Source organism: Isoptericola sp. NPDC057191 (genome assembly GCF_042670225.1).
Taxonomy (GTDB): Bacteria; Actinomycetota; Actinomycetes; order Actinomycetales; family Cellulomonadaceae; genus Isoptericola.
On sequence record NZ_JBHUWC010000150.1, the window covers coordinates 1 to 10,154 of the forward strand.

At 73.0% G+C, this 10,154-nt stretch carries 9 protein-coding genes and 1 tRNA gene; 3 read left to right on the forward strand and 7 right to left on the reverse strand.

What is annotated here, in order from left to right; translation table 11 throughout:
• Window positions 1-65: 65 nt before the first annotated feature.
• From groL to ACFT55_RS15850, 4 genes are all read right to left on the reverse strand, one after another.
• Window positions 66-1,694, reverse strand: a complete 1,629-nt coding sequence (groL, locus tag ACFT55_RS15835; RefSeq protein WP_380244799.1) for a chaperonin GroEL — start codon at window positions 1,692-1,694, stop codon at window positions 66-68.
• A 327-nt stretch (window positions 1,695-2,021) separates the two neighbouring features.
• The gene (locus ACFT55_RS15840) at window positions 2,022-2,225 is read right to left on the reverse strand and encodes a cold-shock protein (RefSeq protein ID WP_380244800.1); all 204 of its coding nucleotides are present in this window, start codon (window positions 2,223-2,225) and stop codon (window positions 2,022-2,024) included.
• Between the two features lie 139 nt (window positions 2,226-2,364).
• Window positions 2,365-3,039, reverse strand: coding sequence for a LytR C-terminal domain-containing protein (locus tag ACFT55_RS15845; protein WP_380244801.1), 675 nt, complete (start codon window positions 3,037-3,039; stop codon window positions 2,365-2,367).
• 92 nt (window positions 3,040-3,131) lie between these two features.
• Entirely contained in the window at window positions 3,132-3,473 is a 342-nt protein-coding gene (locus ACFT55_RS15850; RefSeq protein WP_380244802.1) for a DUF3263 domain-containing protein, read from the reverse strand.
• A gap of 260 nt (window positions 3,474-3,733) precedes the next feature.
• Here ACFT55_RS15850 and ACFT55_RS15855 point away from each other — a divergent pair, with 260 nt between their 5' ends.
• Both ACFT55_RS15855 and ACFT55_RS15860 read left to right on the forward strand, forming a co-directional pair.
• Window positions 3,734-4,384 carry a uracil-DNA glycosylase gene (locus tag ACFT55_RS15855; protein WP_380244807.1) on the forward strand — a complete coding sequence of 217 codons (651 nt, stop codon included), beginning with the start codon at window positions 3,734-3,736 and terminating at the stop codon, window positions 4,382-4,384.
• A 44-nt stretch (window positions 4,385-4,428) separates the two neighbouring features.
• Window positions 4,429-5,322: an SGNH/GDSL hydrolase family protein gene (locus ACFT55_RS15860; protein WP_380244803.1), complete on the forward strand. Its 894-nt coding sequence runs from the start codon at window positions 4,429-4,431 to the stop codon at window positions 5,320-5,322.
• Between the two features lie 69 nt (window positions 5,323-5,391).
• Here ACFT55_RS15860 and ACFT55_RS15865 read toward each other — a convergent pair.
• The 3 genes from ACFT55_RS15865 to ACFT55_RS15875 form a co-directional block, all read right to left on the reverse strand.
• A tRNA-Thr gene (locus ACFT55_RS15865) sits at window positions 5,392-5,467 on the reverse strand.
• A 49-nt stretch (window positions 5,468-5,516) separates the two neighbouring features.
• A complete protein-coding gene (locus ACFT55_RS15870; protein ID WP_380244804.1) occupies window positions 5,517-6,335 on the reverse strand; it encodes a DsbA family protein in 819 nt (272 codons plus the stop codon).
• Between the two features lie 119 nt (window positions 6,336-6,454).
• Window positions 6,455-8,377 carry a protein kinase gene (locus ACFT55_RS15875; RefSeq protein ID WP_380244805.1) on the reverse strand — a complete coding sequence of 641 codons (1,923 nt, stop codon included), beginning with the start codon at window positions 8,375-8,377 and terminating at the stop codon, window positions 6,455-6,457.
• 221 nt (window positions 8,378-8,598) lie between these two features.
• On the opposite strand from ACFT55_RS15875, the gene ACFT55_RS15880 reads away from it, so the two are divergent.
• Window positions 8,599-10,068, forward strand: a complete 1,470-nt coding sequence (locus ACFT55_RS15880) for a trehalose-6-phosphate synthase (RefSeq protein ID WP_380244806.1) — start codon at window positions 8,599-8,601, stop codon at window positions 10,066-10,068.
• Window positions 10,069-10,154 lie beyond the last annotated feature (86 nt).

A 10,154-nucleotide genomic window follows, 5' to 3' on the forward strand; every position in this document is an offset into this window, starting at 1 on the left:
CCCCTCGCGGGGTGACCGGCCGCCGTCGTGCGTCAGCGCGTGGGCGCCGGCTCAGGCAGGCTGGATCAGAAGTCCATGCCGCCCATGCCGCCGTCGCCACCACCCGGAGCGGCCGAGGCCGGCTCCGGCTTGTCGGCCACGACGGCCTCGGTGGTGAGGAACAGCGCGGCGATCGACGCGGCGTTCTGCAGCGCGGAGCGCGTGACCTTGACCGGGTCGTTGACGCCCGCGGCCAGCAGGTCCTCGTACACGCCGGTCGCGGCGTTGAGGCCGTGACCCGGGGTGAGGTTGCGGACCTTCTCCGCCACGACGCCGCCCTCGAGGCCGGCGTTGATCGCGATCTGCTTGAGCGGGGCGTCGATCGCGGCGCGCACGATCTGCGCACCGGTCGCCTCGTCACCCTCGAGCTCCAGCTTCGGGAACGCAGCGGCACCGGCCTGGATCAGCGCGACGCCACCACCGGCGACGATGCCCTCCTCGACCGCAGCCTTGGCGTTGCGGACGGCGTCCTCGATGCGGTGCTTGCGCTCCTTGAGCTCCACCTCGGTGGCCGCGCCGGCCTTGATGACGGCGACGCCGCCGGCCAGCTTGGCGAGGCGCTCCTGGAGCTTCTCGCGGTCGTAGTCGGAGTCCGACTTCTCGATCTCGGAACGGATCTGGTTGACGCGGCCCGAGATGAGCTCGGCGTCGCCCGCACCCTCGACGATCGTGGTCTCGTCCTTGGTCACGACGACCTTGCGCGCCTGGCCCAGCAGGTCGAGGGTCGCGTTCTCCAGCTTGAGGCCGACGGTCTCGGTGATGACCTGGCCGCCGGTGAGGATCGCGATGTCCTGCAGCATGGCCTTGCGGCGGTCGCCGAAGCCCGGGGCCTTGACGGCGACGGACTTGAAGGTGCCGCGGATCTTGTTGAGCACGAGGGTGGCCAGGGCCTCGCCCTCGACGTCCTCGGCGATGATGAGCAGCGAGCGACCGGCCTTCATGACCTGGTCGAGCACCGGCAGCATGTCCTTGACGTTCGAGATCTTCGACTCGACGATCAGGACGTACGGGTCCTCGAGGACGGCCTCCTGGCGCTCCGGGTCCGTCTCGAAGTAGCGGGCGAGGAAGCCCTTGTCGAAGCGCATGCCCTCGGTGAGCTCGAGCTCGAGGCCGAAGGTGTTCGACTCCTCGACGGTGATGACGCCTTCCTTGCCCACCTTGTCGAGGGCCTCGGCGATGAGCTCGCCGATGGAGGCGTCGCCGGCCGAGATGGCGGCCGTGGCGGCGATCTGGTCCTTGGTCTCGATCTCGACCGCGGCGTTCAGCAGCTGCTCGGTGACGGCCTCGACGGCCTTCTCGATGCCGCGCTTGACGGCGATCGGGTTGGCACCGGCGGCGACGACCCGCAGGCCCTCGCGCACGAGCGCCTGGGCGAGCACGGTGGCGGTGGTGGTGCCGTCACCCGCGACGTCGTCCGTCTTCTTGGCGACCTCCTTGACGAGCTCCGCACCGATCTTCTCGTACGGGTCGTCGAGCTCGATCTCCTTGGCGATGGAGACACCGTCGTTGGTGATCGTGGGGGCGCCCCACTTCTTGTCCAGGACGACGTTGCGGCCCTTGGGGCCGAGCGTGACCTTGACGGTGTCGGCGAGCTGGTTGAGCCCGCGCTCCATGCTCCGACGAGCTTCCTCGTCGAACGCGATGATCTTGGCCATGGGGACTGATCCTCCGCTGGTGGCTGAGTTGGCCGGCCGGTGCCCGCGACGGACGACCCACCCCGCGACGTTCAGGTCACGCACGCGCGGAGGGTCTCACCGAACGACCCGAGTGCTTCACCCGCGGCCTGAGAGAACGCCCGCCCTGGGGGCGGCTGTCACTCGACGACCGAGAGTGCTAAGCCATTATTGGCACTCTCGGGTGGCGAGTGCAAGACGTTCGCCGAGGGCGTGCAGCTTTCCCGGGCACGACGAAGGCCGGTGCCCCCGCGCGCGTCCGTGCGTGCGGTGGCACCGGCCTCGTGCTGCGTCAGCGTGCCCGCGAGGTCAGAGCGGTCGGACCTGCTCGGCCTGCGGACCCTTCTGCCCCTGCCCGACCTCGAACTCGACGCTCTGCCCCTCGTCCAGGCTGCGGTATCCGTCGCTCTGGATGGCGCTGTAGTGGACGAACAGGTCCTGCCCGCCCGCGGCCGGGGTGATGAACCCGAACCCCTTCTCCGCGTTGAACCACTTGACGGTGCCCTGGGCCATGTACTTCTCCTTGTGCTACTCGGCCGCAGGGCAGGCACCCCACGGTGAGAAGGAGCCTAGTAGCGGCGGTCGAGGCAAGGGAAGCACCGATGTCCGGAATGTCGGCCATCCAGGGTGGCGGGCCGAGAGCCGCCGGCCGTCAGCCGACGGGCGTCTTCAGCACCACCCAGACGGCCTCGGGGCTGGCGGAGACGTCGTCCGACTCCTGCACGTTCGCCGGGTCGATGTCGAGCGCCTCGGCCACGGCGCTGGCCGTGTCGGCGCGGTCGGCGCCGTACAGCACGGTGCTGTCGTCGTAGGCGCCCGCCAGGGCGTCGGGGACGTTCGCCGCGCCGACGTCGCTGAAGCCCGCCCCCGCGAGGGCGCTCTGTCCCGCGGCCGCCTGACCGGTCGACTCGGCACCCGAGATGTCGTTGAACACGAGGACCGACGCGGCGAGGTTCGCCGCCCCCGGGTCGCCCGGCAGCTCGGCGGACGCGTCGTCCGACTCCCCGTCCGTGGGGTCCTGGGCCGGGTCCTCGCTCGCGTCGCCGCTCGGAGTCTCCTCGCCCTCGGCGTCCTGCGACTCCGTGGCCTTCGGTTCGTCGGTGCCCGCCGCCGTGGACTGCTCCGCCGCCGGCGGCGTGTCGGGCCCGTCGTCGGACAGGAACGACACCACTCCGACGGCGATGCCGGCGAAGACGACGGCGACCAGCAGGAAGGGCCACACGGAGCTCCACCCGCTGCGAGGCTCACGATGCACACCGACCGGCGTGCCCTCGGGCCCGCGGACGTCGAACTCGTCGGGCGGGTAGGAGTAATGGCTCTTGCTCACGGCGGACAGGGTAGCCGGTACGAACGTCCGGCCGTCCAGGGTGCTCCCAGCGTCGCCCTGGCCTGCTGCTCCACGCCGACGACGCCGCGTCGTCAGGACTGGCCGTCCGACAGGCGCCGCGCCGAGCGGGCGCGCTGGCGCGTGGAGCGCATGCGTCGCAGCCGCTTGACGAGCATCGGGTCGTGCGCCAAGGCGGCCGGCGAGTCGATGAGGGCGTTGAGGACCTGGTAGTACCGCGTCGCGGACAGGCCGAACAGCTCGCGCACCGCCTGCTCCTTCGCGCCGGCGTACTTCCACCACTGCCGCTCGAAGGCGAGGATCTCGCGGTCGCGGTCGGTGAGGTCGCCCTCGGCCGACGTCGTGGCCTGCTCGGCCGCCGTCGTGCCCGACGCCTCCGGGTCCGGTTGGACCTTCTGGACCAGGATCTCGCTCATGGCGTCCCAGTATGGCGCGTCCGCGTGCCCGACCCGGCGACGTCGCCCCGCGCGCCGCGATCCCGCACCGCGACCCCGCCCGTGTCAGAACCACGTGACGCCATGGCGAGTCCTGGTTCTGACAGCTCCCGGGCCTCGCGACCTGTCAGAGCCAGGTGCGGGTAGGGCACCACGTGACTCTGACAGGTCGGGCGGGCGGGTGCGCTAGCGTCGCCAGCGTGGAGACGACGACGAGCACCCGGCCGCCCCTCGACCAGGTCATGGCGCCCGACTGGGCGGCCGCGCTGGCCGACGTCGAGCCGCAGATCCACGCGATGGGCGACTTCCTGCGCGCGGAGGTCGCGGCCGGCCGCACGTACCTGCCCGACGGGTCCCACGTCTTCGCCGCGTTCTCCCGCCCGCTCGCCGACGTGCGGGTGCTCGTCGTGGGTCAGGACCCGTACCCCACGCCGGGGCACCCCATGGGCCTGTCGTTCTCGGTCCAGCCGCAGGTGCGGCCCGTGCCCCGGTCGTTGGTGAACATCTACACCGAGCTCGCCGACGACGTCGGCGTGCCCACGCCGTCGACCGGCGACCTGCGCCCCTGGGCCGACCAGGGCGTCATGCTGCTCAACCGCGTCCTCACGGTGCGCCCCGGCACGCCGGCGTCCCACCGGGGCAAGGGCTGGGAGCAGGTCACCGAGGCTGCGATCAAGGCGCTCGTCGCCCGGGGCGGCCCGCTCGTCGCGATCCTCTGGGGGCGCGACGCCGCGTCGCTCAAACCGTGGCTCGGCGACGTACCGACCGTGGAGAGCGCCCACCCCAGCCCCCTGTCCGCGTACCGCGGGTTCTTCGGGTCCCGACCGTTCTCCCGCGTCAACGCGCTCCTCGAGGCGCAGGGCGGCACGCCCGTGGACTGGCGCCTGACCTGAGCCCGGCTGTCGCCCCGAGCGCCGACCGCGCATCGAGGAGCACAATGGCGGGCGTGACCACGCAGGCCCCCACCCCGACCCCTGACGGCACGGCCCCCGACGCGACGCCCCCCACGTGGGCGCGGTACGTCGCGATCGGCGACTCGTTCACCGAGGGGCTGTGGGATCCCTATCCGTCCGACGACGGCTCCCCCGCCCCTGCCGGCACCGAGTCGACCGCGAAGCAGCGCGGCTGGGCGGACCGCCTCGCCGACACGCTCTCGGTCCGGCGCACCGCTGCCGGGGCGCCCGCCCTCGAGTTCGCGAACCTCGCGATCCGGGGCCGGCTGCTGCGCCACATCCTGGACGAGCAGGTCGACGTCGCCCTGTCGATGCAGCCCGACCTGGTCTCGCTCGTCGGCGGCGGGAACGACATCCTGCGCCCCCAGGCCGACATCGACGTGCTGTCCGCCCGCCTCGAGGAGGGCGTCGCGAAGATCCGTGCGACCGGGGCCGACGTCCTGCTCGGCACCGGCTTCAAGGCCGGGGCCGGCCTGAGCTGGACGCGCGGCCGCGTGGGGCAGTACAACGCGAACATCTGGACCGTCGCCCGCAAGCACGGGGCGTACGTGCTGGACCTGTGGGGCCTCGACCCGCTGTTCGACCTGCGCATGTGGTCCGACGACCGCATCCACCTCACCCCGGAGGGCCACCGCCGTGTGGCCGACGCCGGCCTGGTCGGCCTGGGCCTCGAGCCCGACGACGCGGCCTACGACATCGCGCTCGACCCCCTGCCCGCGCAGGCGTTCGTCGCGCGGGCACGCGCCAACGCGCAGTGGGCCCGCACGCACGTCGTGCCGTGGGTGCAGCGCCGGATCCGGCACACCTCCAGCGGGGACGGCCGCGCGCCGAAGTGGGCCGAGCCCACGGCCTGGCCCCCCGCGGGCGACGCGCGCTGAGCCCTCAGACCTTCAGGAACGACGAAGGGGCGGACCGGGCCACGGTCCGCCCCCTCGTCGTGCCGGGAGTGGAGCCGCCTGTCGGATTCGAACCGACGACCTTCCGTTTACAAGACGGGAGCTCTACCAGCTGAGCTAAGGCGGCGGGAGCGCGGCACAGCCTACCGGGAGCCGGCAGGCCGTGCCGCGGGACGTCAGCCCGCGCTGTTGGCGGCGGTGACGGCCTGCTTGAGGGCGGACGGGTCGTTCCAGTTCGACACGACCTTGCCGTCGACCAGCACGTACGGGGTGCCGGTGAAGCCGTCGTCCTTCTGGATCTCCTTCGTGGCCGAGAACACGTACTGGCCGAAGGTCTCGCGCGCGGTCCCGTCCGAGATCGCGGACGAGACGTCATCGGGCACGCCCGCGTCCTTCGCGTACGACGCGAGCTGCTCGTCCGTCAGACCCTGGGTGCCCTCCTTCGGCTGGTTCGTGAACAGCGCGGCGTGGAAGGCGGGGAACGCGTCGGGGGCCTTGTCCGCGACGTAGGCCGCCGCCGACGCCGAGCGGGTCGAGTACTCCGAGCCCTGCGACTGCGCGTCCAGGATGGAGATCGGGTGGTACACGACGGTCGCGTCACCGGCGCCGACCATCTCGTCGATGCTGTCGGCGTTCGTCTGCTCGAACTGGCCGCAGATGGGGCACATGTAGTCGAGGTAGACGTCGATGACGGGTGCGTCGCCGTTGTCGGTGCCGGCCGCGCCGTCCTTGCCGACGGGGATGCCGCCGTTGTCCTGCGCCGTCGCGGGCAGCGTGGCGTCCGCGAGGGCGATGTCGTCGACGTTCTTCTTCGCACCCTGCTGCAGGATCATCCAGACCACGACGCCGAGCGCGACCAGCGCGACGGCGAGCACGGACAGGGTGATGATCCGGTTGCGGCGGTCGCGCTGCTGCTCCTTCTGGCGCAGCGCGAGCGCCTCGGCGCGCGCGGCCTCACGGCGCTCGGCCTTCGACATGTTCGGGTTCTTCGACATCGTGTCCTCGAGGTCCTCGGGGGAGCGGGGCGGCGCGGGCAGCGCCGGACGGGGCGAAGCCTACCTGCGCCACCTGGGCACCAGCCCGGAGCCGGGCGCAGGTCAGCGAGGGGTCCCCGTCACAGGACGGAGGGCGCCTCGGTGAGCGGCCACCAGTCGATCGTCGGGTCGCTGAGGACGGGGGCGACCAGGAACGCGGTGAGCCCCAGGCAGACCAGCACCACCACCACGGCGCCCACCTTGCCGGGCGCCACCCGGTGGAGCAGCGTCCGCCCGCCCTCGCGTGCGGCAGCCCCGGCGGGCCCGAACCAGGTGGCCAGGAGCGCGACGACCATCACCCCGGCCAGCACGCCGTTGAACACGACGGCCTCGTTCATGCCGCCCTGGGACCGCGCCTCGACGTCGTCGCGCGGCAGCACGATGAGGTGCCCCGCACCGAACAGCCACCAGCCGGCGAGCAGCGTCAGCAGGCCCGCGCACGCACCGACGAGCACCGCGGGGATCGACCCGAGCAGGCCCATGAGGGCGTGCCACGGGAACAGGAGCGTGCCCACCACCCCGTCCGAGCCGCGGACACCCTTGTGCTCCCGGCGCCGGTGCAGCGCGTCGCCCGACGCCGCGACGGTGCGGCACAGCAGCACCAACGCGACAAGGACGCCGAACCCGAGCAGCGGCCGGGTGGCCGCGAGCGCCACGAGCACGAGCCCGACGGCGCACGCGGTCCCGGTGCGTCGCGGGTGCACCGGCCGCACGTACGGGCCGGGCGGCTCCGGGGCGAGGGGCATCTCCTCGACCAGCTGGTCGTAGCCCTTGTAGCGGACGTCGCCGACGGGGATAGCGCGGGTCGCGCCGTCCTGCGCCTGCAGCCGGTCCCGCTCGAGGGCGGTCATCGTCTGGGTGGGGTCGCCCGGGTCGGCGTCCGACGCCACGGGGACAGGAACCGAGGTGGACGGAGGCGGGGGCGGCGGCATGGTCGGCACGGTCGGAGCGGTGGCGCCGCCGGAGGCGGGCGCGAACGACGCGGGGGCTGCCGCCGGCGCGACGGCCTGCGTCGGCAGGGAGACCCGCTGCGTCTCGGCGGCCTGCACGATCCGCTGCGTGGCGTCCGGCTCCGCCCACGGGTCGGGGGCGCCGCCGAGGGCGTCGTCGAGGTCGTGGCGCAGGGCGCGGGCCACCTCGGTGGGCCCCCAGCGCCGGGCGGGGTCGGCCTGGAGCGCGCCGGCGAGCGCCCGCGCGGTCCGGGCGGGCACGCCCACGAGGTCGGGCCTGCCCTCGCGGGAGCGACGCAGCACGAGCTCGGTGGGCCGGACGCCGAAGGGCGAGCGGCCGGTGGCCGCGAACGCGAGGAGCGCGGCCCAGCTCCACCAGTCGGTCTCGGCGACGGGGGCGCCGCCGTCGAGCAGCTCGGGGGCGATGTAGCCGGGGGTGCCCATGACGAAGCCCGCGGACGTGGTCCGCGCGTCGCCGGGGCCCTGCGCGATGCCGAAGTCGATGAGCACGGGTCCCTGGGCGGTGATCATCACGTTGGACGGCTTGAGGTCGCGGTGCACCACGCCGGCGTCGTGCACGGCCTCCAGCGCGTCGGCGAGCTGGTCGGCCAGGGAGAAGACGTCGGCGGCGTCGAGCGGTCCGCGTTCGTCCACCTCCTCCTCCAGGGTCACGCCGTCCACCAGCTCGGTGACGACGAAGGCGTACGGGCCCTCCAGCTCGGCGTCGAGCACCTGCGCGACGGCGGGGTGACGCAGGCGCTGCAGCGACGCGGCCTCCCGCCGCAGCCGTTCACGGCCGGCGGGGTCGGCGTCGACGTGCGCGTGCAGGACCTTGAGCGCGACAGCGTTGCCGCCGCCGTCGACGGCCTCGTACACCGCGCCCATCGCGCCGCTGCCCAGGGGCCGGACGACGGTGTAGCCGCCGACCTCCGCACCCTCCGCGAGACCGCGGTCGCGCGCGGGATGCCGGACGGCGCCGTCCTCTCGCGGTGCGGGCGGCGGGTCGGGCACCGGGGTCCGCCCCGGGACCTGCATCGCGTCGACCTCACCCATGGGGCACACCGTAGTCGTCCGCCCCTGCCCCGGCGCGCCGTGCCGCGCGGTGCCCGGGAAGGTTCGGGGCAGGTCTGGAGCAGGACCGGGGTGCGCCCTGGACGGGAGCCGGAGGTGTGAGATCCGCCCTTCACCGGGGCGAGGGACGGACGCTCTCGGTACCCTGTCCAGGGGAGGACGTCGCCCGACGGAATCCTGCAGAACTCTTGGAGAGAGGTCCATTGACAGGCAAAGGATCGTCAAGCAGCCATCACCGGGACGGCGGGTACGACCTGGTCGTCGTCGCCAACCGGCTCCCCGTCGACTTCACGGTCGACGACGACGGCGAGGTGGACTGGCACCGGTCCCCCGGCGGCCTGGTCACCGCCCTCGAGCCCGTGATGCGGGAGGCGGACGGCGCCTGGGTCGGCTGGTCCGGCGCCCCTGACCTCGAGCACGCGCCGTTCGAGGCCGACGGCATGCTGCTGGTGCCCGTCACGCTCAGCGCGCCGGAGATCGAGCGGTACTACGAGGGCTTCTCGAACGACACCCTGTGGCCGCTCTACCACGACGTCATCTCCCCGCCCACCTACCACCGGCAGTGGTGGGACGCGTACCGCCGCGTCAACCGGCGCTTCGCCGAGGCCGCGGCCGCGCAGGCGGCGGAGGGCGCGGTCGTGTGGGTGCACGACTACCAGCTCCAGCTGGTGCCGAAGATGCTCCGCGAGCTGCGCCCCGACCTGCGCATCGGCTTCTTCGACCACATCCCGTTCCCGGCGGTCGAGCTGTTCCAGCAGCTCCCGTGGCGCACCCAGATCGTGGAGGGGCTGCTCGGCGCCGACCTCATCGGCTTCCAGCGCGGCGGCGACGCGTCGAACTTCGTGCGGTCGGTGCGCAGGCTCACCAAGCACAGCACCCGCGGGCCCATCATCACGGTGGCGGACGAGGACGGCGGCCCGGCCCGGCACGTGCGGGCGGCGGCGTTCCCGATCTCGATCGACTCCCACCACTTCGACGCGCTCGCGCGCGAGCCGGAGGTGCAGGCGCGCGCCAAGGAGATCCGCGCCGACCTGGGCGACCCGCAGGTGATGATGCTGGGCGTCGACCGCCTCGACTACACCAAGGGCATCCGGCACCGCGTCAAGGCGTACGGCGAGCTGCTGCAGGACGGCCGCCTCGACGTCGAGCACGCGACGCTCGTGCAGGTGGCCAGCCCCAGCCGCGAGAACGTCGGCGCGTACCAGGAGCTGCGCGAGCACGTCGAGGTCCTCGTCGGGCGCATCAACGGCGAGTTCGGCGAGCTCGGGCACTCCGCCATCCACTACCTGCACCACTCCTACCCGCCCGCAGAGATGGCCGCGCTCTACCTGGCGGCGGACGTCATGCTCGTGACGTCCCTGCGCGACGGCATGAACCTCGTCGCGAAGGAGTACATCGCGGCCCGCTCGGACGAGCAGGGCGTGCTGGTGCTCAGCGAGTTCACCGGCGCGGCCGACGAGCTCGCCCCTGGCCCTCTGCTGGTCAACCCGCACGACATCGACGGCATGAAGGACACCATCGTCGCGGCCGCGCACATGCCGCCGCGCGAGCAGCGGCGTCGCATGCGCAGGCTGCGCCGCAAGGTCATGGCGGACGACGTCGCCAAGTGGTCGCAGAGCTTCCTCGGCGTGCTCACCGCGACGCCGTCCCGCGGCGGCGCGGGCCACGGGTGACCAAGGACCGGGTGGACGAGGCACGGGTGGACGAGCCCCGGGTCGCGGAGTCGCCTCCCGACGACGACGCGAGCGCCGCGCTGGCC